The 22,906-nt window shown below is 61.1% G+C and carries 19 protein-coding genes and 3 pseudogenes; 19 read left to right on the top strand and 3 right to left on the bottom strand.

Going from position 1 to position 22,906, the window contains the following annotated elements; genetic code table 11:
• Positions 1-49: 49 nt before the first annotated feature.
• Positions 50-973, top strand: a complete 924-nt coding sequence (locus tag I6F38_RS04810; protein ID WP_225159261.1) for a DUF2493 domain-containing protein — start codon at positions 50-52, stop codon at positions 971-973.
• Between the two features lie 141 nt (positions 974-1,114).
• Complete coding sequence (locus tag I6F38_RS04805) at positions 1,115-1,546, top strand: hypothetical protein (RefSeq protein ID WP_097670106.1); 432 nt, start codon at positions 1,115-1,117, stop codon at positions 1,544-1,546.
• 12 nt (positions 1,547-1,558) lie between these two features.
• On the opposite strand, the pseudogene I6F38_RS04800 reads toward I6F38_RS04805, so the two are convergent.
• Positions 1,559-1,748 (bottom strand): annotated as a pseudogene (locus I6F38_RS04800) (transposase); the annotation flags it as partial.
• 351 nt (positions 1,749-2,099) lie between these two features.
• Between I6F38_RS04800 and I6F38_RS04795 the strand changes: the two are divergent.
• The 6 genes from I6F38_RS04795 (at position 2,100) to I6F38_RS04770 (ending at position 9,342) form a co-directional block, all read left to right on the top strand.
• A complete protein-coding gene (locus I6F38_RS04795) occupies positions 2,100-3,464 on the top strand; it encodes a hypothetical protein (RefSeq protein WP_225159260.1) in 1,365 nt (454 codons plus the stop codon).
• Positions 3,465-4,482: 1,018 nt separating this feature from the next.
• Positions 4,483-6,228, top strand: coding sequence for an NEL-type E3 ubiquitin ligase domain-containing protein (locus tag I6F38_RS04790; RefSeq protein ID WP_225159259.1), 1,746 nt, complete (start codon positions 4,483-4,485; stop codon positions 6,226-6,228).
• Between the two features lie 792 nt (positions 6,229-7,020).
• Positions 7,021-7,299, top strand: a complete 279-nt coding sequence (locus I6F38_RS04785; protein ID WP_075968518.1) for a helix-turn-helix domain-containing protein — start codon at positions 7,021-7,023, stop codon at positions 7,297-7,299.
• A gap of 182 nt (positions 7,300-7,481) precedes the next feature.
• Complete coding sequence (locus I6F38_RS04780; protein ID WP_018270298.1) at positions 7,482-7,946, top strand: DUF2840 domain-containing protein; 465 nt, start codon at positions 7,482-7,484, stop codon at positions 7,944-7,946.
• Positions 7,943-8,455 (top strand): S26 family signal peptidase, encoded by a 513-nt coding sequence (locus tag I6F38_RS04775; protein WP_018270299.1) that lies wholly within the window; start codon positions 7,943-7,945, stop codon positions 8,453-8,455. The genes I6F38_RS04780 and I6F38_RS04775 overlap by 4 nt, the downstream gene beginning before the upstream one ends.
• Positions 8,456-8,610: 155 nt before the next feature.
• Positions 8,611-9,342, top strand: coding sequence for a lytic transglycosylase domain-containing protein (locus I6F38_RS04770; RefSeq protein WP_225159258.1), 732 nt, complete (start codon positions 8,611-8,613; stop codon positions 9,340-9,342).
• Between the two features lie 163 nt (positions 9,343-9,505).
• Here I6F38_RS04770 and I6F38_RS04765 read toward each other — a convergent pair whose 3' ends face one another.
• Together I6F38_RS04765 and I6F38_RS04760 are read right to left on the bottom strand one after the other, a co-directional pair.
• Entirely contained in the window at positions 9,506-9,760 is a 255-nt protein-coding gene (locus tag I6F38_RS04765) for a hypothetical protein (protein WP_018270301.1), read from the bottom strand.
• 43 nt (positions 9,761-9,803) lie between these two features.
• Positions 9,804-10,532: pseudogene (locus tag I6F38_RS04760) on the bottom strand (transposase).
• A 228-nt stretch (positions 10,533-10,760) separates the two neighbouring features.
• Between I6F38_RS04760 and I6F38_RS04755 the strand changes: the two are divergent.
• From I6F38_RS04755 to trbL, 11 genes and pseudogenes are all read left to right on the top strand, one after another.
• The gene (locus I6F38_RS04755) at positions 10,761-12,524 is read left to right on the top strand and encodes a DUF3363 domain-containing protein (protein WP_097670111.1); all 1,764 of its coding nucleotides are present in this window, start codon (positions 10,761-10,763) and stop codon (positions 12,522-12,524) included.
• 36 nt (positions 12,525-12,560) lie between these two features.
• Complete coding sequence (locus tag I6F38_RS04750; protein ID WP_097670112.1) at positions 12,561-14,543, top strand: conjugal transfer protein TraG; 1,983 nt, start codon at positions 12,561-12,563, stop codon at positions 14,541-14,543.
• 6 nt (positions 14,544-14,549) lie between these two features.
• On the top strand, positions 14,550-14,966 hold the full coding sequence (locus tag I6F38_RS04745) for a CopG family transcriptional regulator (protein WP_018270307.1): 417 nt from the start codon (positions 14,550-14,552) through the stop codon (positions 14,964-14,966).
• A gap of 141 nt (positions 14,967-15,107) precedes the next feature.
• Complete coding sequence (locus I6F38_RS04740; RefSeq protein WP_097670113.1) at positions 15,108-16,436, top strand: MFS transporter; 1,329 nt, start codon at positions 15,108-15,110, stop codon at positions 16,434-16,436.
• A 232-nt stretch (positions 16,437-16,668) separates the two neighbouring features.
• Entirely contained in the window at positions 16,669-17,583 is a 915-nt protein-coding gene (gene trbB / locus I6F38_RS04735) for a P-type conjugative transfer ATPase TrbB (protein WP_198964477.1), read from the top strand.
• Positions 17,584-17,629: 46 nt separating this feature from the next.
• Complete coding sequence (locus I6F38_RS04730) at positions 17,630-17,911, top strand: TrbC/VirB2 family protein (protein ID WP_018270309.1); 282 nt, start codon at positions 17,630-17,632, stop codon at positions 17,909-17,911.
• Positions 17,911-18,174 carry a VirB3 family type IV secretion system protein gene (locus I6F38_RS04725; RefSeq protein WP_018270310.1) on the top strand — a complete coding sequence of 88 codons (264 nt, stop codon included), beginning with the start codon at positions 17,911-17,913 and terminating at the stop codon, positions 18,172-18,174. Before I6F38_RS04730 ends, I6F38_RS04725 begins: the two co-directional genes overlap by 1 nt.
• A gap of 10 nt (positions 18,175-18,184) precedes the next feature.
• The gene (gene trbE, locus I6F38_RS04720) at positions 18,185-20,626 is read left to right on the top strand and encodes a conjugal transfer protein TrbE (RefSeq protein WP_225159257.1); all 2,442 of its coding nucleotides are present in this window, start codon (positions 18,185-18,187) and stop codon (positions 20,624-20,626) included.
• The gene (gene trbJ / locus I6F38_RS04715) at positions 20,623-21,351 is read left to right on the top strand and encodes a P-type conjugative transfer protein TrbJ (protein WP_026192416.1); all 729 of its coding nucleotides are present in this window, start codon (positions 20,623-20,625) and stop codon (positions 21,349-21,351) included. The genes trbE and trbJ overlap by 4 nt, the downstream gene beginning before the upstream one ends.
• Positions 21,351-21,722, top strand: coding sequence for a putative entry exclusion protein TrbK-alt (trbK-alt, locus tag I6F38_RS04710; protein ID WP_225159256.1), 372 nt, complete (start codon positions 21,351-21,353; stop codon positions 21,720-21,722). The genes trbJ and trbK-alt overlap by 1 nt, the downstream gene beginning before the upstream one ends.
• Positions 21,719-22,901 (top strand): annotated as a pseudogene (trbL, locus tag I6F38_RS04705) (P-type conjugative transfer protein TrbL). Before trbK-alt ends, trbL begins: the two are co-directional and overlap by 4 nt.
• Positions 22,902-22,906 lie beyond the last annotated feature (5 nt).

Raw genomic sequence — 22,906 nt, 5'->3', positions numbered from 1 at the left:
CCACGAAGGCCGCGATGGGCGCGGCCAATCCGGCAAAGGACCTCTTCCCATGACTGACCACGACGACATCGAACCGGCGCAAGCGGCGTCTCCAACCGACCACGTCCTGAGCGAATTGCAGCTCTTCGGCTATCGTCTCTTCGAAGACCAGCCAGATCCAAGACCCCTTCCCGAGGCGAAAACGATCGCCGGTGCCATCGTCGATATGTTCGACGCCCTGGTCGCCACGCTGAGCGATACGCGGCTAGAGCCGGACCTCGACGAACTCCTTTGGTCGACGGTCAACCTGTTCCATCGTGCCGTCGACCGCATTGAACGTCAGCTCGACGACAATGAACAAGCTCAGCAGAAGAGCCAACGGGAGCAGAACGGGTCGGAGGTGCGATCGGTCGAGCTTGAGCGCCTGACGGCCGAGGGCATCACGCTGATCGAGCGCCGAAATTGCTTGGAAATCTTTCGCGATCAGGCGATCGAACGATTTGAGGTCCACACCGGCTCGTCGTGGCGTCCTCGGTCGGGCTCGCTGGTCAACTACCGCACGCTCACCGCAGCGATGATCGACTCCCGCGACTTTATCGCCGCCAAGCGTCGTACCGAGACCGAGGTCATGTTGCCGCCGGGAGTGAAGATCGCACTCACCGGCGGGCTGGACTTCAACGACCACCGCCTCATCTGGGATCGCCTCGACAAGGTTCGTGCCAAGCATCCCGACATGGTCCTGCTCCATGGCGGCTCGCCCAAAGGCGCCGAATTGATCGCCTCCAAATGGGCGACCACCCGCAAGGTACCCCAGATCGTCTTCAAGCCCGACTGGACAAAGCATGCCAAGGCGGCTCCCTTCAAGCGCAATGACGCCATGCTCGAACTGCTGCCGATCGGCGTCATGCACTTTCCGGGTACAGGGATCCAGGACAACCTCGCCGACAAGGCGAGGCGTTTCGGCATCCCCGTTTGGAGATTCGGCGGCGCGTGAGCGCCGTCGTCTCGCCTCCAAACCATCAAAGCGGAGTTGTACGCGCCGCAACTCCGCCTCGTTCAGACCTTATATCCGAAGTCGCGCCGTGGTGGTGGTGGAAGGCGCGACTTGCAAATCCATGCAATTGGAGCCGCCACCATGCCCGCCCTTGGGCTTGTTCTCAACGCACTCGGCATCGGTTTGTTCTGCTGGGCGGTTTTCGCGCTGGCAGTGTATGCCTTGCCGTTTTTCGTCGCACTTAATTTCGGGATGATAGCGTTCCATGGTGGCGCCGGCGTCATCGGCGCGCTGCTCGTCGCAATTGCCGCTGGCGTGCTGACATTTGCCGTCGGTGAGATCACCTTCGCTGCTAGCCGATCCGTGGCCCGGCGCGTCATGATCGCGACCATATTCGCTGTCCCAGCTGCCATCACCGGCTACAATGTGGTGCTCGCGCTGTCGCAGATCGCAGTGCCGTCGCTGGCCTGGCGTGAGGCCTTCGCTTACCTCGGCGCGCTTTGCGTAGGCGGCACGACGTGGACGCGCTTGACTGTGCTTGCTCGCGGTGACCCTTCACTTCGAGCCGGCTAGAGCATGATGTATTTACACGGAAGCATAGCCTGGGTTTTTGAAGTAGTTGGTGCACTCCTCCTGGGAGAAGATCGAGGAGTTCACCAACCTTCCGCCAGGTTGCCTCCACGTCACGAGGCTCTGCGGCTCGCACGAGGTGTTTGAGTTTGGCGAAGACGTGCTCGATCGGGTTGAGGTCAGGGCTGTAGGGCGGCAAGAAGATACGGTGATCTGGTACGTAGAGGGGCTGATCTGTAGCGCCTCTGCGATCGACCGAACCATCTCGCCCGCGTCAGCGCGAGCCAAGGCGCGTTCACGGATGCCTTTCGAATAGGGGCGCATCATCCACGCTGGCCTCCGCACTCCAGCATGGAGCTTGAATCAGAAATCGCCCGCTCCGGGAACCCCGATTCCAGTCAAAAACAACATGCTCTCTAAGTCCAAACGGCACTCCAGAGACGATCACAGCCAAGTCGGAATTCTAAGCGCGTCAGCTTGTCGACAGCTGATCCCAATAAAGGGAGAACCAGAGAGTGAACCTGCTCAGGATTGCGAACCGAATCAAGGAGGGGATATGGACCCATTTAACAGCATCAACCCGTTCGACCGGGATTTCGCTGCTTACAACGCTGCGGTGACACAACCGCAACAGCAGCGAGCGGAGTTTGAGCCGTACCTGGATGAAGTGCCGCAGCTTGATACCACTGCCGTCGCAGGGGTTCCTGTTTCTCCAGATCGCTACTATCCTCATCTGCCTGGCGAAGACCGTAGACTCACCGAGGCGTTGGAACTTGGGGCCAGCGGTCCTCATCCCGAAGACGCAGTCACCAGAGGCGTCGGGCACGTCGCTGCGCAGCACAGCGCGCGGGGAGCTTCGACTTGGCCGAGCGGGCTGACTGCGGAAGGTCACGATCAGGATTCGCCGCGAGGGATCATCGGCGAAGCCGTCCTAGCATCGTCTCTCAAGCCAACCGCGCACGATCACCAAACACCGGATCCCGCACAAGCCGTTCGTCACTTCAACTGGAGCGACGGATCCCAGCCGGCTCTGAACGAGCTGACCGGGAGCGCCCCCCCTTCAAGTCACGCGGCCCTCATGGGTGAGGATTACAGCGGGCACCTGAGGCCTGCGAAGAGGCAGAGGTCGCTAAGCCATGCGGAACTGGATGCCATTGAGCGCCAGCTGAGCGAGCCGGGCACTTCAATGGCTCGTGTGCTGATGGAAAGCGCCGGAGCACCGTCGCCTCTCGGGCCAGCGGTCGGCTCGCCATTGGTCCTTCCTGAGGAAGGTTACGATCAGGATCAGCTGTGGGCGATGGTGGAAGACGCCGGCCCATCATCGTCTCTCGAGCCAACCGCGCGCCATCAGCAGACCCTGAATTCAGGAACCGTCGTTCATCCCTTCAACTTCCGGCACGGCGACCAGCACGCGTCGGCGGCGCTTGACGGTAGCAGCATCCCGCGGAGCCAGGACAGCCGGCCCAACAGCTTTATCGTTCACAATGACCGCTACACGGCGCTATTCGTGCCCGCGGCGGCGATGAGGCGAAGCACCCCACTCAATGCGCCAGGCGCTGCCATTCCTCTCGGATCTCGACCGGAACACGTTCCGCAGCCCAGCGCGCAGCCTGCGAATCGAGCCTCACTAGCGCTGCTTGGACGTTCGATGGAGCATGCCGCTCCGGCGTCCTCCAGGGCTGAGAGGACGCCCCCCGCGGCCCGCGAGATTTATGCTGCATCATTCGCCGTTCCCGAGAATTTTTCGCACGGCACCCAACCCGCCCCGGACACGATGCTCTCGAGGCTCGGCCGCTGGGGCCTGTTGCCGGACGAGACGCAGCCGGTAAAAGACTACGACATTCGAGGCGAGCGTTACACCGCCCTCTTGGGGCCAGGAGGCCCCAATGACGTTCGGCTCATTCATCACCCGAGAATGTAGATGCCGAGAGACAATCGCACGCTAGGAGCCCGTCCACACAGCTCCGGTATTGGACTTGTTAATGGACCATAGCTTGCTCCAGCGACTCTTGCGAGCTTGGCGCGGCTCCGGGCGGTGCAGGTGAGCGCTACCGGCCCGATTAACTTGCGCGCGTCGTCGCTGTGCGGCTCCTCGTTGAGCCGCACGGCCATCGCCCTTTGATCGTTCCGAAGAGCCGGCGGCGAAAGCTGCTACACCTACGGTGTTATTGCCGTTGTGTTTTACAGCACTGCCATTAATCGGGGCCTTCTCCTGAAGCCCCGAGACAGGGGAAGCATCCTGGGAGTAAGAGGCTGCTATCCGGCGCCCCATTGAACACGCGTCGGCTGAGCTTAGAGAGCATGTTGTTTTTGACTGGAATCGGCGGCGGGGCGCGTCGCGGCTGGCGAGAGGCGGCGTACGAAGTCGCGGCGCCTTTCGAGCCGATCTCCCGGTTCGATCCCAATGCTCAGCAAATTGTCCGAGCATGGCGACGCTTGCTGAGACATCGCCGCGGTTTGATGTTGCCGTCGTAACGGGCGCATAAACTCGCTCGCTCGGCCAGATCCTCCTGTCATTTGTAATCGTGGCGTTTCCGACGCAGATTTAAAGTCACATATTGCCCTTACCCCGAAATCGCCATCAAGCGTCAAATTCGGCGTTGCATATGACCAGCCGTTAAGCAAACGGCCATCATCGCAAGGCTTCGATCACCAGCGGTGACAACGGTTGAGCGAACGGGTCGCCCCTACGGCAATACTCGTCAGGTGATCGACAGGTAGGCCTGCCAAGGACGGAACGCTCCCACGTTAGGGATCCTGCACTCGATCTATTGGCCGCTGTGGGATTCGCGTGAAGCTGTACCACTTCGACCGGGAGTGGGCGCTGCAGCGCACGTGGCACTCGCCCGAATAATTATTGCGTTGGCGCGCAGCGACCCGCTTCGGAGCCTTACGAAGTGGCAGGCGTACTCTTTAGTTTCTAAAGGCGGAGAAAGTTGATGGATACAGGACAGACGCAGCGGAGCACACGTTCAGATCCGGACACTTTTGAAGAAGGGGAGCAGGAAAGCTACCTCGCCGGCTTCAACCGTGCCGTGGCAAATTTGTTCGAAGTCTTGACGGGGTATCGGACCCCCGCCTCCGTGCGCGCGGGGATCCTGGACAACTGGGTTGCCGAAGAGGGGCAGGGCGATGCCGAGAACCGACGACAGGGGCGCATGCGAATTAGGGCTTCGGACAACACGAGCTCGCATTCGCTAGATTTGTCCTCCCTGTCCCTGACCGCTTTGCCCACTGCCCTGCCGCCAAGGTTGCAGGAACTGTACGCCAGGCACAACGAGCTAAGCAGCCTGCCCGCTATGCTCCCACCCGGTCTCCAGCATCTTCTCATTAGCCATAACCGGTTGACAGGTTTGCCCGACGCTCTTCCGGCAACCCTCTCCTGGCTAGAGGTGGCCGATAACAGCTTGACCAGTCTGCCCGCCAACCTTCCGGCTGGGCTCGAGATGCTGAATGCAAACGACAACCGACTCAGTAGCCTGCCCGACGCTCTCCCGAGCCGTCTCACCTCGCTCGCGGTTAGTGGAAATCAGCTGACCGAGCTCTCCGAATCTCTCCCATGGGGTCTCATTGAACTCGATGTCAGTCGCAATCAATTGGCGAACCTGCCAGCGACCCTTCCGAGCACGCTTGAATCGCTTAATCTTAGCGGTAACCAGCTGACCAGCCTGCCTGAGGGTCTCGTCGAGAGTCGTGTACCGCATCTTAGTCTCAATTACCCGCATTTGGAGACCCTCGAGTTGGAGGATAACCCACTGCCGGACGATGTCCTCGCCAATCTGGCGGCGGTCGGAACGCCACCGCAGCTTGCTCAGCGGTCTTTGTATGAGGCTGCCGCGCACTGGCTCGCCGACGACCCGGCGACGCTGGCCGAATGGCAGCACTTTGCGGATGAAGCAGGCGCCCAGGACTACGCACGGTTCCTGGGGAGGCTGCGAGGGAACGTGAACTACGGCAATGACGACTTTCGGCAGGCAGTGGCTGATGATCTGCGGCAGGCGGCAGCCAATCCGAGATTGCGCGAGCAGTTTTTTGCACAGGCTTCCGAGGCCAACGAGACTTGCGACGATCGTGTTACCTTGCACTGGAACGGCATGCAGACTGCGCGCCTCAACGCTGACGTCGAGGAGGGAGTATATGACGATCGGCTTGGCGAACTGATTCAGCGCGGCCGTATTGCGTTCCGCTTGGAGGCGCTGGACCAGATCGCGCGCGATAGGGTCAACCTGCTCGCCGGCGACCATCCGAATGTGGACGACGTCGAAGTCTACCTGGCCTACCAACATCTGCTGCGCGAGCCGCTGGAGCTCAGTCACGTCGCGCCCGACATGAGCTTCCTGGCGGTCTCTGACGTAAGCCAGGACGATGCGGCGCGGGCGCTAGACCTGGTCCGGGAGCAGGAAGCGAACCAGCTCACCGACTACATAGCAGCCCGCTGGCAACCCTGGGAGACGGTGCTGAAACGCATCGCTCCGGACCAATATGAAGCGATGCAAGACCGGTTGATCGAAGCCATGGGCGAGGAGTTTGAGAGCCGGCTCGATCAGCGATTGGCCGAGCATGGTCTGCTAGGCGATGCGGATGCCGAGCGCGTGCTCGGCGCCCAGGTCCGAAACGAGGTCGCCGGCGAGATCAAACGCGAGGTCATGCACAATGTGCTCGCAGAACGTGGCCTTGAACTGTGAGACTTGCGAAACCGCCGCAACATCTTGCGTTCCCTCAGCCAGCGATCGCGCTGCTCACGGCCTTTCGCATTGTCTTCCGATGCCGGCTCCGGCTCGTTGTCGCGGAGCCTAGATCTTGGGGATCGCCAGGCCGATGACGAAAATCGCTATTCTCGACGGCCGCCGCCGGAGATATCGCCGCTGCCGAATTTCCAGCTGGGAGGCAACACGGTCCTGTCTGTCTCAACGCCGCGCTGGCCTTCACGAGTAAGCTGCGCAAGTTGCCAGACGACACCGTCAAGCTCCTTGGCGAGATCCTTCCTAGGCCGACGCATATTAGACGGTCCGGCCAACGTTCCAATGCTCCCGTTCCGGCTCGACTAGCTTGAAGTGGTCCGATGCAAAACTGCTTCGGCCATACCGGCGCCTCGCCTCCCGGAACTCGTTGCCGATTTGCTTGATCGTCCTCCGGCTACGGTCTTGGACCCAGACCTTGATCGACTCAAGCTGGTCCTTCGCCCGCCGCATGTCGAGGAATTCTTTCTGGTTGAATTCGACGCTGATCTGCTTCTTGGTCGAGACGCCGGATAGCTATGCGATGTCGCGATATGCTCGCGGACATTTCGAGGCTGGATTGTGCATCTCGTCGCAAGCTTCTGCGGTCCGAGCGCGAGAACCAATACGTCTTCCGTGAGGGTATCGAAAACGACCCCGTCATCTTCGGCATCCCCTTAAGCACTGCTGCTCCGCGATTGTGGCCGTCGATGCGCGGCGAACCTCGCTCGCGCTCCAGACGATCACGGAGCTTTTCAGATGTCCGATCTGAACACGGATAAACCGCCGCGGTACCTTCGCACGTCCGAAGCCGCGCGCTTTCTGAGTTTGTCCGGCCGCACGTTGGAAAAACATCGAACGTACGGAACCGGTCCCGAATACCACAAGATCGGCGGGCGTGTGGTCTACTCAGTAGCCGACCTGACAGCCTGGGCCAAACTGGGCAGAAAGAAATCGACCTCCGATCCCGGTGCCGGCACCGTACTGCCCGCAAAGCGGCACGCGCCAATTCCCTATGCGGGTAAAGAGCGGCGCTAAGCCATGCCCGTCAGCAAATCCCCAGCGCACTACGGCCGCTCCGAGCGTGAGCCGCGCGACCTGTTTCGCACGCTTCCTGGCGATCTTGCGCCGCGCCGGATGGCCAGTTCTGCTCTCCTTCGGACGCGCTTCAACCAGCCGAAAGCATACGATTCCCGGTTCGAAATTCAAGGAGCGGCGGCATGAGCGATCTCACCGAAGTGGAAGTGCTGTGGCTCGAAAAGCGTATTGAAAACCGCGTTCGTTTCGGTCGCATTGTCAAGGAACGGAAGCTTGATCGCCACCGGCGTATCCTGTCATTCGCAGCCGGCGGCATCTTTGCCTTCGTCCGTTGGACTTCCAACGACTTTGGCACGGTCATTTCGCGGATCGACATCTTGCGCGCGGTCGCAGCAGGACAGCGCTGCTCGACCGTGCCCTATGTAAAGCCCGGCGGTGAGATTTTGCTGCGGCTCTCCGGCTGGCCTAAAGTCGAACGGGCGCTGCAGATGATCGACGCGATCGATGCGCTGGGCATCGATCCGGCTGATGTAGCGCCCGATCATTGGCATCACGTTCACAATCGCCTGTCCGTCAACGAAAACCCACGTCCCTACACGAAGAGCCGCCACCAGGCTTGGCTACATCGTCAAAGGCTGATGCGATGACGGACCGTCTATGGACGCTGACCACGACGTTTGCCGTAGCTTCCGCTGTCGTCGCGACGATCGCCCTGGAGCCGCTGCCGATCTACATTTGGAATGCATCGGCAAGCGTGCCGATCGGTCTCTATGGCTTGCGACCAGCGAAGCGCTTCTTTGTCACGGAGCTGGTCGCCGTTCAGCCGCCGGAACCGCTTGCGACCTTTCTCGACTTCAACGGCTATCTGCCGCTCGGCGTCCCTATGCTTAAGCGAGTCTTGGCTCTGCCCGGGCAGACAGTCTGCAGAAGCGGATCCGCAATTTCGGTCGACGACATTGCAGTGGGCGAGGCGCGGGATCGCGACGGACGCGGCCGGCCGCTGCCGAAATGGCAGGGTTGCCGCGTCGTCAGAGACGGCGAGCTGTTTGTCATGAATTGGCAGTCGGTCGACTCCCTCGACGGTCGATATTTTGGGCTTCTTCCGGCCTCGGCCGTGATCGGCCGTGCCATCCCGGTGTGGACATGGGAGGACTGATCTTGCGGGGTTCACGGCGCCACGCCATTCCTCTGATCGATCGATTGGCGGACCATTCCTCCCTCCCGGTCAATCTCCGCAAAGCCGATGGGTGCGGGAGTCCAGGGCGGTCCAACGGCCGCCGCGAAGCAGCTTTACACTGGACGGAAGCGAACATGGCATCTTTGGTTCGACCGGGGATCCGCGTTTGGGCTGTCGTGCCACTGCTGCTCATTTTGACTGCGTCGCATAGTGTTGGTCAGACCGAGAATGGATCGACTGCGGTTCGAGCGGTCTCTCAGACGAGCAACCCGTTTGCGGCTTTCGTCTACGAAGCGTCAAAACGCTTTGCGGTTCCGGAGAACTTGATCAGTTCAGTCATTAGCATCGAAAGCGCTGGTGACGTACACGCGAAGTCCCCAAAGGGCGCAATCGGCCTGATGCAGATTATGCCGGCGACCTGGGCGGAACTTCGCGAACGCTATCATCTCGGAAGCGATCCCTACGATCCGCGCAACAACATTCTGGCCGGCACGGCGTATCTCGCCGAACTGCTTGACCGCTATGGTTCGCCCGGGGCGTTCGCCGCGTACAACGCGGGCCCAACTTGCTACGACGGGCATCTCGCGGGCGGTCCTTTGTCAGACGAAACGCGAGTATACGTGGCCAAGCTTGCAAATCTGCTCGGCATCGAACTGCCCGCGACTTGGGCCGCGAGCCAGCAGCCGTCAGCAGCTGCGACGCTGTTCGTCAGGGGAATTGACCCAGTCAAGGCGGGCGATCGGAAGCCGGCGTTCCTGTCCTCGACCGGCGCAACGACTGCAATCTCGTCGCGAGATGTTTTGCAGATGGTCCCCACGGCCACTGACGTGTTTGTCGCCCGGTCGAACTCGGGAACAGCGCGATGATCAGCTGTGCAGCATGGGAGGCGATCGCGTGGTTCAGCGAGGAAAACAGTCCGAGAGCAGGGACTGGTTGCAACACGACGGTATGCGTCCAGGGGCCGCACATGACGTCGGGTCTTGACGTGCCTAACGGCCTTACGTGGCAACGCTCCGAGCCAGAGAACTCCTACTCTGTGCGGCACGCAGCCATGGCAGCTTCCGCCTTCGCGATCACTGCTTCAGCCCGATCTATTGCGGCACAGAGTTCCTCGCTCTTCCAAATATCAACCGAATGGCCGTCGTCAAACGACTCGTCCGTCGCGTCTTGCGTGCGTGAAAGCAACTCACGAAGAGCCGCAATGGACTCGCAGAGCAGCTTGATATCTTCCCCGTTTCGGGAAGACTGGGTCATCTCTATAACGCCATCATACCCCAGCGCCATCGCTCTCGCCGAAGAGATTGTTCTTGCCTCCGAACGCCACCGGTCAAATCGCGCGGTCGACGGGATTCGTGTCAAGTTCGATGCAGTACTCATGGAGGAAGCGGGTCAATCTATCCCAGCGCGACAGTGCATAACCGATCGCTTCTCCGAGATTGCCGCGGCCGGGCAGTTGAGGAAGCTGCACCTCCAGCTAGAAGCGAAGGCTGTCAATGACCGGCTTGGCGAATGCGCGCCGCATCGCCAGCCGACGCGCCGGCGATTGACCACGCAGCTGCGCTTCGAGGGCATAGAGGCTAGCGATGCGCCGCAGGGCCTCGTGCGAGACGGGCATGTCCTCGGACTGCGCAACTTCGTAGAACTTGTGCCCGGTGTGCGCCCAACACGCGGCGAGGATGACGTTTCCGGCGTCAGTCAGCCGACCGAATCCCGCGTATCCGTCGATGTGCAGAAGGCCCTTGAAGTGCGCCAGATGCGTAGCCGGGCGCTCCGCCTTGCGGTCGGACGCGAACACATAAACTGCAGCCGGCGGCTCAGGTCCAGCCAAGCTCCGTTGATCGTGGGCATACATCCACAGCCGTCCAGGCTTGGTGCGCCCTCCGCTCGGGGACGAGAGCGTCGGACTGCTTGGATAGCCCTGTTTACCAACCTGATGGAGAGCATGCGACGGTCCAAGTGCTGAACGCGAAGGAACGCATGGACCTCGCCCGGTGAATGGGATCGCAAGCGCGGTGTAGTGACGTCTGTCCGTTGTCGATGCAGGGAGCCCTGTCATGGCTGAAGTGCGAAGAGTCGGAGAAAAGCGTAGGAATGAGTTGACTTTGAACGCCCGATTAGGAAGGCGAGATAAAAGGGGCTCGCCGGTCGAACCGCAAGCCATTGACATGGCTTGGGTTCTGGCGTGCCGGTCGGTCGCGGCGCGTGCCGCGCCTTGCATCTTTAACAATGCAATCAAGGACAATCTCGGCACTGTAGGCGCTTTCGCCCAGCTGGAGGGCCGCCTGTGACCGCAGCCGATAGCGACCTGCGTATTCGGCCTGGGCGCATTCGCAGCACGCGCGCGCCGAAGCCGAAGAGTTTCATCAACCAGGTGCTGCGGGCGGCGAAGAAAGCAGGGCACACCCCAGCGCAGGCTATGGCCGGCAGGCGTTCGGCGGCCTATGGGCGCTCGACGTTTGGCCGCGGGCGCCTCGCCTTCAGCCGCGCCAGATTGTTCAGCCCGAGGCGGCGCGCTGTGGTGAAGGCGCGCGTGGTTCGGCATAAAGGGCGCGCCTTCCGTTCAGCACCACTGACCGCCCACCTCTCATATCTGAAGCGCGACGGCGTGACTCGGGGTGGTGAGCGCGCCGAGATGTTCGATGCGGGCACCGACCGCGCCGATAGCGCGGCTTTCGCAGAGCGGTGCAAGGACGACCGGCATCATTTCAGATTCATCGTCTCACCGGAGGATGCCGGCGACATGAACGACCTGCGCGCCTTTACCCGCGATCTCGCCACGCAGATGGAGACCGATCTAGGCACGCGGCTCGATTGGGTGGCTGTCGATCATTGGAATACCGATAACCCTCACGTTCATATTCTCGTTCGGGGAGTAGATGAGGAAGGGGCGGATCTGGTGATCTCCCGCGACTACATCAGCAGGGGACTGCGTTCACGCGCCGAGGAACTGGTCGCCATCGAACTGGGGCCAAAACCGGAGCATGAGATCCGCAATTCGCTGGAGAGGGAAGTCACGGCGGAACGATGGACGCGGCTCGATCGGGAGATCCGGCTGACTGCAGACGAGACGGGCACTATCGATCTTCGCCCAGAGAAGCCCGGCAAGTCCGACCCCGAGATCCGGCGCCTGATGGTCGCTCGCCTTCAACACCTGGAGAAGATGGGCCTGGCCGCATCCGCCGCACCTGGGGAATGGATGGTAGGGCTCGAGGCCGAGCGTAGCTTGCGCGACCTCGGCCTGCGCGGCGATATCATCAAGACCATGCACCGTGCCTTTACCGAGCGCGGGGAAGCGCGCGGCGTTGCCGACTTCGTCATCGACGGCGGACAGCCGACATCCCAGATTATCGGACGACTGGTCGATCGTGGATTGCACGACCAACTGACCGGCGAGGCCTACGCCACGATCGATGGAACAGACGGACGCGCTCACCACGTGCGCTTTCGAGGGCTCGAGGCCTTCGAACATGCGCCACCGGTCGGCGGCATCGTCGAAGTCCGACGCTTCGGTCAAGCCGGCGATCCGCGTCCCACCCTGGTGCTCGCGCCCCGTTCCGATATCGATCTTGGGGCGCAGGTCACCGCCAAGGGCGCGACCTGGCTCGACCACCGGCTCGTCGAACGCGAGCCCATGCCGCTCGCCATGGGCGGATTCGGCCGCGAGACCCGTGACGCCATGGAAGCCCGAACCGAGCATCTGATCCAGGAGGGCCTGGCGCGGCGGCAGGGCCAACGCATCATTCTGCAGCGCGATCTCCTTAATACGTTGCGCCGGCGCGAGTTGGAGGACGTGGCCGCAAGGGTCTCGGCCGACACCGGCTTGCCTCATGTGAACGCCGCTTCCGGGGAGCATGTGGCCGGCACGTATCGCCAGCGGCTGACACTTACCTCGGGACGATTCGCCATGATCGATAATGGGCTCGGCTTCGCGCTCGTGCCCTGGTCACGTGAACTCGAAAAGCGGCTCGGCCAGCACGTCACCGGCGTCGTGAAGGACGGCGGCGGCATCGAATGGGGCCTTGGCCGCAAGCGCGACCTCGGCCTCTAGCAATCTCTCCAATTCAGTTGCGGAAGGGCGTTCGGGATGTCCGGAACCAAAATCCTCTGGGGACAGGTAATCGTTGTCGGTCTGATCGTTTTGTTGGCCATCTGGGGAGCCACCGAGTGGACGGCCTGGCGGCTCGCTTGGCAACCGGAGCTTGGGCGACCCTGGTTCGAACTATTAGGCTTCAAGATCTATTACCCGCCGGTCTTCTTCTGGTGGTGGTTCGTCTACGACGCCTACGCGCCTCAAATCTTTGTCGAGGGCGCCTTCATCGCAGCATCCGGGACCGTCGTTTCGATCGCGGTGGCGATCGGCATGTCGGTGTGGCGCGCGCGTGAAGCCAAGAACGTCGAAACCTATGGTTCGGCGCGCTGGGCTAATGCCGACGAGGTTCGAGCGGCCGGTCTTCTCGGCCCGGATGGCGTTGTGCTTGGCAAACTCGACCGCGACTACCTCCGCCATGACGGACCGGAGCACGTACTGTGTTTTGCACCGACCCGGTCGGGCAAAGGTGTCGGCCTCGTCGTTCCCTCATTGCTGGCATGGGCGGGCTCGGCTATCGTCCACGACATCAAGGGCGAGAACTGGCAACTGACCGCGGGCTTTCGCTCGCGGCATGGCCGCGTCCTGTTGTTCGACCCCACCAATCCAAGGTCCTCGACCTACAACCCGCTCCTCGAAGTCCGGCGCGGGGAATGGGAGGTTCGCGACGTCCAGAACGTCGCCGACGTCCTGGTCGACCCCGAAGGCTCGCTCGACAAGCGGAACCATTGGGAGAAGACCAGTCATTCGCTTCTGGTCGGCGCCATACTCCATGTCCTCTATGCCGAGGCAGACAAGACCTTGGCCGGCGTCGCAGCTTTTCTTTCCGACCCGAAGCGGCCGATCGAAGCCACTCTAAAGGCGATGATGACTGCTCGGCACCTCGGCGAGCAGGGCGCTCATCCCGTGGTCGCATCGACCGCGCGCGAACTCCTCAATAAGTCGGAAAATGAACGTTCTGGTGTCCTATCCACGGCGATGTCGTTCCTCGGGCTGTACCGTGATCCAGTGGTGGCCCAGGTGACCTGCCGTTGCGATTGGCGGATCGCCGATCTGATCGCGGATAGCCACCCTACAACGTTGTATCTCGTAGTGCCGCCATCCGATATCTCACGGACCAAGCCGTTGATTCGTCTGGTGCTGAACCAGATTGGTCGTCGCCTAACCGAGGACCTGCACGCCTGCGACCGCCGGCATCGAGTCCTGATGATGCTCGACGAGTTCCCAGCGCTGGGGCGGCTCGATTTTTTCGAGTCCGCGCTCGCCTTCATGGCGGGGTACGGCATCAAGAGCTTCTTGATCGCGCAGTCGCTCAATCAGATCGAGAAGGCCTATGGGCCTAACAACGCCATCCTAGACAACTGCCACGTCCGCGTCAGCTTCGCGACCAACGACGAGCGGACGGCCAAACGTGTGTCCGACGCCTTGGGTACGGCGACCGAGATGCGGGCCATGAAGAACTACGCCGGGCACAGGTTGAATCCTTGGCTCGGTCACCTCATGGTCTCGCGCCAGGAAACGGCGAGGCCGCTTTTGACCCCGGGCGAAGTCATGCAGCTTCCGTCGATGGACGAGATCGTCATGGTGGCGGGCACGCCGCCGATCCGGGCCAAGAAGGTCCGCTACTACGAGGATCGGCGATTCGCCGAGCGGCTTCTACTGCCGCCTGATCCGGCGAGGGCCAGCCGATCATCGCGAACGGACGGGTGGTCAGCGCTCCGAACGCTAAAGCCGGCGGGAGGTCCAACTGACAAGGCCGCGGAGACCGAGAAAGACACGGCGAACAGCGGGCTCCGTCGTGAGCCGGAACTCCCCGATCACGTCGCGATCGTCAAGGAAACGACCGAACTGACGCCGGCAGAGGAATTTGCTGCCGTTCTTGACGACGACGAGGATGCGGTCCGCCAGTCTCGACTTATGCAGATGCGTGGCGTCGCGCGTCAAGTCGCTATGGACCCGAATGACGGTATGGAGCTCTGAGGCGATATGCGCGACCGGATGAACGTCTATTTCCCGCCCGAGCTTCTGAAACAGATTTCTGATCTTGCCGATCGCAAAAAGCTTTCGCGGTCTGCAATCGTGGAAGCGGCCGTCGCTTCGTTTCTGTCACCGGATGGAGCGGACAGGCGGGAAGCAGCATTTACCCGCCGTTTGGATCGGCTTTCCCGTCAGATGCAGAGGCTGGAACGTGACGTTGGTCTGACAGCCGAGACCTTGGCCCTCTTCATTCGTTTTTGGCTGACGATCACGCCACCGTTGCCCAACGATGCGCAAGCGGCCGCTCAAGCAAAGGGAAGGGAGCGCTTTGAAGGATTTGTCGAGGCGCTCGGGCGTCGTATGCAAAAGGGGCAAAGCTTTCTGCGCGAGATTCCAGAAGATATCCGCCGTCAGGAATCGGCCTAAGAGCCTGATTGAACCTATGTCGATAGACCATTTCGCCGCTCCTTCTTTTTCTACGCCAGCCTACTACCACCGCGAGTTAGCCGAACTGACAAAAGCTGGACGCGCTATCGGCTCGGGTGAGCTGAGAGCAAAGGGGCCAGCATGCAAATTTCAACAGCATGGCGTCGAATCGCGCGCGTTTTTCTCCCTTTTGCAGCTGGGTACTATCTCTCGTATCTGTTTCGAACGATCAACGCCGTGATCGCCAGCCATCTCAGCTCGGACACCGGGCTTGGGACTGCCGACCTCGGGTTGCTTACGTCAATCTATTTTCTTGTTCTGGCGGCGGCCCAGATCCCCGTCGGTATATTGTTGGACCACTTTGGTCCGCGTCGCGTCCAGAGCGTTCTGCTCTTGCTCGCAGCCGTCGGCGGCGGACTGTTTGCGGTATCGACTGGCTTCCTGTCGCTTTTGATCGCGCGCGCAATGATCGGGCTTGGCGTGGCGGCGGCACTGACCGCAGGACTGAAGTCGATCATCCTTTGGTTCCCTAGGGAACAAGTTGCCTTACTGAACGGCTATATGATCATGCTGGGCTCGCTAGGAGCGGTGACCGCGACGGCTCCCGTCGAACACCTGCTGACGTCGATGGGCTGGCGGCAGCTCTTTGAGATTCTGGCAGTCGCGACCGGTACGACGGCCATTCTCATCTATCTTGTGGTGCCTGAACGAAGCGTAGCCCCATCAACAGCTTCCGCCACCCTGAGCTCCGTTTTCAGCGATCGGCGCTTTTGGCGAATGGCCCCGTTGTCGGCGACTTGCATTGGATCGGCTTGGTCTCTGCAGGGATTGTGGGCATCGCCATGGCTGACCGACGTAGAGGGGTTTGATCGCGCAAGTCTCGTCAGACAGCTCTTCATTATGTCGATCGTACTTAGCGCTGGTGCCTGGTTGTTCGGTATGACAGTCCATTGCGTCAAACGAAGGGGAATCGGGGCGGAGACAATATTGGCGATAGCTGCGGTACTATTTATCGCAGCCGAGTGTGCCTTGATCCTGCGAGTGTCTCTGCCATCTATCTTGCTCTGGTCTGTTGTCGCAATTGTAGGAACGGCAACTGTGGTCAGCTTCGCCGTGGTGGCGGATTACTTTCCGCCAGAGCTTGCCGGTCGTGCCAACGGTGCCTTGAACGTCTTGCACTTTGGTTGGGCGTTTCTAGCACAATACGCAACAGGTCTTATCCTGGAGCAATGGTCTGCGAATGATGGCCATAGGCCCGTCCAAGCCTATCAAGCAGCGTTCGGTTTCAACGTAGCGCTGCAGATCGCGACGTTTCTCTGGTTCGCGCTGCCTTGGTTTCGGTCCTTTGCGTCATGGGTGGGTTCAATCTGTCTCGAGATGTCGGCTAGCACCTTCGAACCTGCCGAGTCAGTTGGCTTGTACCAGAATTCGGCCATCCTCCTGCCCCCGGATGACGATGCGGAGTGGTGAGCACAAACTCGCAGCGAACCGATACGATTGAGTAGGTGTCAAAAAAATCGCCTCTCAATCTTTCTTTTTCTACGCCAGTCTTCGATCACCGAAAGCGCTTGTTGCGCTAAGTCCGTTGGTGCCTTTTCTAATCGTCCCCATCTGGGCGCCCCTCTGTGGACGCCCTCATTCGGGGAGGGCAACGGTGGCAATCCATTCCTTTCAATCGGAGGCGAATTCGCGCGGTGCGCGAATGCTGCGTAGTGCTCTTGGCCCAGCGATCGCCGGATACCTCGAGGATCAATCGATCATCGAGGTAATGCTCAACCCAGATGGGCGGCTGTGGATCGACCGTTTGTCGCATGGCCTGACCGATACAGGCGAAACTCTGTCCGCAGCGGATGGCGAGCGCATTGTTCGTCTGGTTGCGCACCATGTAGGCGCCGAAGTGCATGCCGGCGCGCCACGGGTCTCGGCCGAATTGCCTGAGACCGGCGAACGCTTCGAAGGGCTCGTGCCCCCAGTCGTTGCAGCACCGGCCTTTGCTATCCGCAAGCCCGCCGTCGCCGTGTTTACGCTGGATGACTACGTCGTCAAAGAGATCATGACATCGGAACAGGCCAACATCCTGAAAAGCGCAGTCGCCTCACGCAAGAACATCCTCGTCGCCGGCGGGACATCGACCGGCAAGACAACTTTGACGAATGCGCTCTTAGCCGAGGTGGCAAAGACTTCTGATCGGGTCGTGCTGATCGAAGATACCCGCGAACTTCAGTGCAAAGCGCCCAATCTCGTCGCTTTGCGTACCAAAGATGGCGTGGCCACGTTATCGGACCTCGTTCGCTCCTCGCTGCGACTGCGTCCTGACCGGATTCCAGTCGGCGAAGTTCGCGGTGCTGAAGCACTCGATCTGCTCAAGGCCTGGGGCACCGGCCACCCCGGCGGCATCGGCACTATTCATGCGGGCACTGCGCTCGGTGCCCTGCGGCGGCTCGAGCAACTCATCCAGGAAGCCGTCATCACGGTTCCGCGCGCCCTGATCGCTGAGACCATCAACCTCGTTGCTGTGCTTGCGGGGCGCGGCGCTGACCGTCGCCTCGTTGAGCTTGCTCTCGTCACCGGGCTAGGGCCCGCCGGCGACTACGACCTTTCATCAACAGGAGACTGACATGCGTCCGCAATTTCGCTTTCCTCGAGATGCCGCTTCACTGGCCATGTCCGGGATGCTTCTTTTGGCGTCGGCACCGGCCTGGGCTGCCGGATCGAACATGCCGTGGGAACAGCCACTCAATCAGATCCTGCAGTCGGTCGAGGGGCCGGTCGCCAAGATCATTGCCGTCATCATCATCGTCGTAACCGGGCTCACGCTCGCGTTCGGAGACTCGTCGGGTGGTTTCCGCAGGCTGATCCAGATCGTGTTCGGTCTGTCGATCGCGTTTGCCGCCTCGAGTTTCTTCCTTTCGTTCTTCTCCTTCGGCGGCGGCGTGGTGATCTGATGGATGAACCAGTCACAGGCTTTGTCGTGCTCGTTCATCGCGCGCTCACTGAGCCAATCCTGATGGGCGGCGCGCCACGGTCGGTCGCGATCGTCAACGGTACGCTTGCTGCAGCCTTGGGGCTCGGGCTTCGGCTCTGGATCGCGGGCCTTGTCCTGTGGTTCATCGGCCACATGGCCGCCGTCTGGGCAGCCAAGCGCGATCCTGCGTTTGTCGACGTCGTGCGCCGACATCTTCGCATTCCCGGCCACCTCAACGCCTGAGCTCTCTACCATGATGAACCTTGCCGAATACCGCCATTCCAACGCGCGTCTTGCGGACTTCTTGCCGTGGGCCGCCATAGTCGACGAGGGAATCATCCTGAACAAGGACGGTTCGTTTCAACGGACGGCGAAATTCCGCGGCCCCGACCTCGACAGCGCGGTCCCGGCTGAGCTTGTCGCCGTCGCCGGTCGTCTGAACAACGCCCTGCGCCGCCTCGGATCAGGTTGGGCCGTATTCGTCGAGGCACAGCGCCATTTTGCCGGGGCCTATCCTCCGAGTACATTTCCGGATGTCGCATCCGCACTGGTCGACGCCGAGCGCAGAGCTCAGTTCGAAGAGGCGGGCGCCCACTATGAGTCCAGTTATTTCCTCACCTTTCTCTATCTGCCCCCCGAGGAAGGAGCCGCCAAGGCAGAACGACTGCTTTACGAGGGTCGCGACCGCGCTTTTGGGGCCGCTGCTCACGAAGTAGTCCGTGGTTTTATCGATCAAACCGACCGCGTGCTTCAACTCGCTGAAGGATTTATGCCCGAATGCGCCTGGCTCGATGATCAATACACGCTGACCTATCTGCACTCGACGATCTCGACCAAACGTCATCGGGTTCGAGTGCCCGAAATTCCCATGTACATCGATGCGCTCTTGGCCGACCAGCCGTTGACCGGCGGGCTAGAGCCGATGTTGGGCTCAGCCAATCTTCGGGTCCTAACAATTGTCGGCTTTCCGGGCGCCACCACTCCGGGAATCCTAGACGACCTGAATCGCCTGCCATTCTCTTATCGTTGGTCGACCCGGGCGATAATGCTCGACAAGACAGACGCCACCAAGCTGCTGACCAAGATTCGGCGGCAGTGGTTCGCCAAGCGAAAGTCGATTGGCGCCATTCTCAAGGAGGTCATGACCAACGAGGCGTCGACGCTGCTCGATACCGACGCCCACAACAAGGCGCTCGATGCTGACGCAGCGTTGCAGGAACTGGGGTCCGATCAGATCGGACAAGCCTTTGTCACGGCGACCATCACCGTCTGGGACCGGGATCCTAGTGCTGCCGATGAAAAGCTACGGCTAGTCGAGAAGGTCGTTCAGGGCCGCGATTTCACCTGCATGATCGAGACGGTGAACGCCGTCGAAGCCTGGCTCGGCAGTCTGCCCGGGCACGTCTACGCCAACGTGCGTCAGCCGCCGGTTTCGACCCTCAACCTCGCCCATATGATTCCGATTTCCGCCATATGGGCCGGCGAGGCGAGGGATCTGCACTTCAAGGGGCCGCCCCTCCTGTTCGGCAAGACCGAGGGATCGACCCCGTTCCGATTCTCCCTCCACGTTGGCGACGTCGGCCATACCCTTGTGGTCGGACCGACGGGGGCCGGCAAGTCGGTACTGCTCGCTCTGATGGCACTGCAATTCCGCCGCTACCCGAACTCCCAGATCTTTGCGTTCGATTTCGGTGGTTCGATCAGGGCGGCCGCGCTCGGGATGGGCGGCGACTGGCATGATTTGGGCGGTGCTTTGTCTGACGGAAGTGATCGGCCCGTCGCGCTGCAGCCGCTGGCTTGGATCGATGATCCCTCAGAGCGCGGATGGGCCACCGAATGGATCTGCGCGATCCTGGCACGGGAAAAAATCGAGATCACCCCGGAGGTCAAGGATCATCTGTGGTCGGCGCTGACATCTCTCGCCTCGGCGCCGATGCAGGAACGCACCCTGACCGGCCTGTCAGTCCTCCTCCAATCCAACTCCCTGAAACGTGCACTGCAACCCTATTGCGTGGGTGGTCCCTCGGGGCGCCTGCTCGATGCCGAATTCGAGCGCCTTGGCGAAGCGTCGGTCCAGGCATTTGAGACCGAAGGCTTGATCGGAACGAGTGCTGCGCCAGCCGTGCTGGCTTACCTCTTCCATCGTATTGGGGACCGTCTCGATGGTCGGCCGACGCTCCTTATGGTCGATGAGGGTTGGCTTGCCCTCGATGATGAGGATTTCGCGGGGCAGCTCCGGGAGTGGCTGAAAACGCTTCGGAAAAAGAATGCCTCCGTCATCTTCGCTACCCAGTCGCTCTCGGATGTCGACGGCTCAGCGATCGCGCCGGCGATCATCGAAAGCTGCCCAACTCGCTTATTGCTGCCGAACGAACGGGCGATCGAACCGCAAATCACCGCCATCTACCGCCGCTTCGGCCTCAATGACCGCCAGATCGAGTTATTGAGTCGGGCAACGCCAAAACGCGACTATTACTGCCAGTCCCGTCGCGGCAACCGGATGTTCGAACTCGGGCTTGGTGAGGTTGCGCTCGCATTCACCGCGGCCTCTTCCAAGACAGACCAAGCTGCCATCGCGCAGCTCTTCGCCGAACATGGACCTGACGGCTTCGTGCCGGCCTGGCTCCAGCACCGTGGCGTCGCCTGGGCCATAGATCTAATTCCCAATCTCGTCAATCTGGAGAAATCGCCATGAGGCGTCTTGCCCTATTGGCCGCAGCCGGCGTCACTGCGCTGGCGCTTGGCGTTGCGATCCCCGCACGGGCGCTGATCGTTTTCGATCCCAACAACTACGTTCAGAATGTCCTGACCGCTGCGCGCGAGCTTCAGCAGATCAACAACCAGATCACCTCGTTGCAGAACGAGGCGCAGATGCTGATCAATCAGGCGAAGAATCTGGCGAACCTTCCGTATTCGTCGCTGCAGCAATTTCTATCCTCGATTCAGCGGACCCAACAGTTGCTGGCGCAGGCTCAGCGCATCGCCTACGACGTCCAGGAAATCGATCGTGCCTTCTCGACCAGCTACGCGCCAGCCACCAGCAACCAGTCGAACCAGTTGCTGGTCGCCAACGCTCAAGCGCGATGGCAAAATTCCTATGCCGCGACGCAAGACGCGCTTCGCGTCCAAGCCGGCATCGTTGGTAACCTCGACACCAATCGCATCCAGACATCCGCGCTCGTGACGTCAAGCCAGGGGGCCGCCGGCGCGCTGCAGGCAACGCAGGCTGGCAATCAGATCCTCGCGCTTCAAGCGCAACAACTTGCCGATCTCACGGCGGCCACGGCGGCGCAGGGCAGGGCGCAGAGCCTCGAAGCGGCGCAGCGCGCCGCGGCCCAGGATCAGGGTCGAGAGCAGCTCAAGCGCTTCCTAACACCAGGACAGGGCTATCAATCCTCCAATGTACAGATGTTCCACTGATGACCGACGTAAAGGCATTCAAGGCGCTTTCGCTGCTTACGACAATCGGCCTAGTGGCCGTCGCTGCCTGCACGATTCAGCTGCGCGGATCAGACGAGTCTCGGTCGGCACCGAAGGCGGAGCAAGGGACCGATGCAGCCAGCTCCGAGCTCGCACGCTGCCGCGGTGTCACTCCAGAGGACACAGTGGGTTATCGGCATTGCAAGCAGATTTGGGACGAAAACCGGCGTCGCTTCTTTGGCAAAAGAATCGGCCCAGCAGACCCTGGCCAGAATGATTCCTTCGCAGGGCTGGCGCCCGCCCCAAAGGATCAGAGCCGGATCCCGCAAGCATATCCGCAACCGGCGACACCCGAGGCGAGCAAGCCATGATGGGTACCGGGATCATCGACCAGTTCTTGGAAACGTTTACGCGTTATATCGATAACGGATTCGGGGTGCTGGGCAGTGACGTTGGATATCTCGCGACGACACTCGCCGCGATCGACATCACTCTCGCTGCGTTGTTCTGGAGTTGGGGAACTGACGAGGACATCATCGCGCGGCTCGTCAAGAAGACCCTCTTCGCCGCGCATCGTTTTCGAGAGCTTTGCCGGACTTGGGCTGAAAGCGTCGGGTGCAAGCCTATCCGCATCCGATTTCCTGAGGCCGGGAAAGATCGCCCAAGTCGGACTCGATGCCGGCCGACCGCTGCTCGATTCGATCTCGAACCTGATGGGTTACATCAGCTTTTTCGAGAATTTCGTTCAGATCGTCGTTCTCTTATTCGCATGGGTCGTGGTGCTGCTCGCCTTCTTCATTTTGGCGATCCAACTTTTCGTCACTCTGATCGAGTTCAAGCTTACGACGCTGGCCGGCTTCGTGCTCATTCCATTTGGTCTGTTTGGCAAGACCGCCTTTGCCGCTGAGCGGGTCCTGGGCAATGTAATATCTTCGGGGATAAAGGTTCTGGTCCTAGCTGTCATCGTGGGCATCGGTTCGACCCTGTTCTCGCAGTTCACCTCTGGTTTCCGAGGCGCTCAGCCGACCATTGAAGACGCAATGACGCTAGTGCTCGCGGCGCTCTCCCTGCTGGGCCTCGGCATCTTCGGTCCGGGTATTGCAAACGGCCTGGTATCTGGGGGACCGCAGCTCGGCGCCGGTGCGGCGATTGGATCGGGTTTGGCTGCTGGCGGGCTTGTTGCGGCAGGTGCTGGTGTAGCGGCCGGTGCTGGTCTCGCTACTGGCGCGATTGCAGGCGCCGCGCGCGGTGGCGGCGCTGTCCTAAGCGGAGCGTCAGCCGCCTATCGAAGCGGCGGCCTTGCCGGCGTCGCGGAGGCTGGCGCTTCGGCTGCCATGAGTCCTTTGCGTCGCGCAGCGGCTGCCGTCGGAGGTGAGCAAGCGGGCGAACGGGCGGCGAGCACCTCGGCCGAGGGGCGGCCTGATTGGGCGCGCCGGATGAAGCGTGCCGAGACTATTCGGCATGGTGCTTCGGCTGCCGGCCACGCGGTCCGCTCGGGCGATCACGGTGGCAGCGGCTCCTCCGTCGATTTGTCCGAAGGAGAGCGCTGAGACGC

Source organism: Bradyrhizobium sp. BRP56 (assembly GCF_020194035.1).
GTDB classification, from domain to species: domain Bacteria; phylum Pseudomonadota; class Alphaproteobacteria; order Rhizobiales; family Xanthobacteraceae; genus Bradyrhizobium; species Bradyrhizobium australafricanum.
This window is presented reverse-complemented; position numbering and strand designations above follow the sequence as displayed.

What these genes read in the sequence shown, in the direction of transcription:
- I6F38_RS04790 (WP_225159259.1), top strand. Translation starts at nt 4,483, where the DNA reads ATGGATACAGGACAGACGCAGCGGAGCACACGTTCAGATCCGGACACT.
- trbB (WP_198964477.1), top strand. Translation starts at nt 16,669, where the DNA reads ATGCTGCGTAGTGCTCTTGGCCCAGCGATCGCCGGATACCTCGAGGAT.
- trbK-alt (WP_225159256.1), top strand. Translation starts at nt 21,351, where the DNA reads ATGACCGACGTAAAGGCATTCAAGGCGCTTTCGCTGCTTACGACAATC.
- trbE (WP_225159257.1), top strand. Translation starts at nt 18,185, where the DNA reads ATGATGAACCTTGCCGAATACCGCCATTCCAACGCGCGTCTTGCGGAC.
- I6F38_RS04740 (WP_097670113.1), top strand. Translation starts at nt 15,108, where the DNA reads ATGCAAATTTCAACAGCATGGCGTCGAATCGCGCGCGTTTTTCTCCCT.
- I6F38_RS04725 (WP_018270310.1), top strand. Translation starts at nt 17,911, where the DNA reads ATGGATGAACCAGTCACAGGCTTTGTCGTGCTCGTTCATCGCGCGCTC.
- I6F38_RS04785 (WP_075968518.1), top strand. Translation starts at nt 7,021, where the DNA reads ATGTCCGATCTGAACACGGATAAACCGCCGCGGTACCTTCGCACGTCC.
- I6F38_RS04745 (WP_018270307.1), top strand. Translation starts at nt 14,550, where the DNA reads ATGCGCGACCGGATGAACGTCTATTTCCCGCCCGAGCTTCTGAAACAG.
- I6F38_RS04775 (WP_018270299.1), top strand. Translation starts at nt 7,943, where the DNA reads ATGACGGACCGTCTATGGACGCTGACCACGACGTTTGCCGTAGCTTCC.
- I6F38_RS04765 (WP_018270301.1), bottom strand. Translation starts at nt 9,760, where the DNA reads ATGGCGCTGGGGTATGATGGCGTTATAGAGATGACCCAGTCTTCCCGA.
- I6F38_RS04810 (WP_225159261.1), top strand. Translation starts at nt 50, where the DNA reads ATGACTGACCACGACGACATCGAACCGGCGCAAGCGGCGTCTCCAACC.
- I6F38_RS04750 (WP_097670112.1), top strand. Translation starts at nt 12,561, where the DNA reads ATGTCCGGAACCAAAATCCTCTGGGGACAGGTAATCGTTGTCGGTCTG.
- trbJ (WP_026192416.1), top strand. Translation starts at nt 20,623, where the DNA reads ATGAGGCGTCTTGCCCTATTGGCCGCAGCCGGCGTCACTGCGCTGGCG.
- I6F38_RS04730 (WP_018270309.1), top strand. Translation starts at nt 17,630, where the DNA reads ATGTCCGGGATGCTTCTTTTGGCGTCGGCACCGGCCTGGGCTGCCGGA.
- I6F38_RS04795 (WP_225159260.1), top strand. Translation starts at nt 2,100, where the DNA reads ATGGACCCATTTAACAGCATCAACCCGTTCGACCGGGATTTCGCTGCT.
- I6F38_RS04770 (WP_225159258.1), top strand. Translation starts at nt 8,611, where the DNA reads ATGGCATCTTTGGTTCGACCGGGGATCCGCGTTTGGGCTGTCGTGCCA.
- I6F38_RS04780 (WP_018270298.1), top strand. Translation starts at nt 7,482, where the DNA reads ATGAGCGATCTCACCGAAGTGGAAGTGCTGTGGCTCGAAAAGCGTATT.
- I6F38_RS04805 (WP_097670106.1), top strand. Translation starts at nt 1,115, where the DNA reads ATGCCCGCCCTTGGGCTTGTTCTCAACGCACTCGGCATCGGTTTGTTC.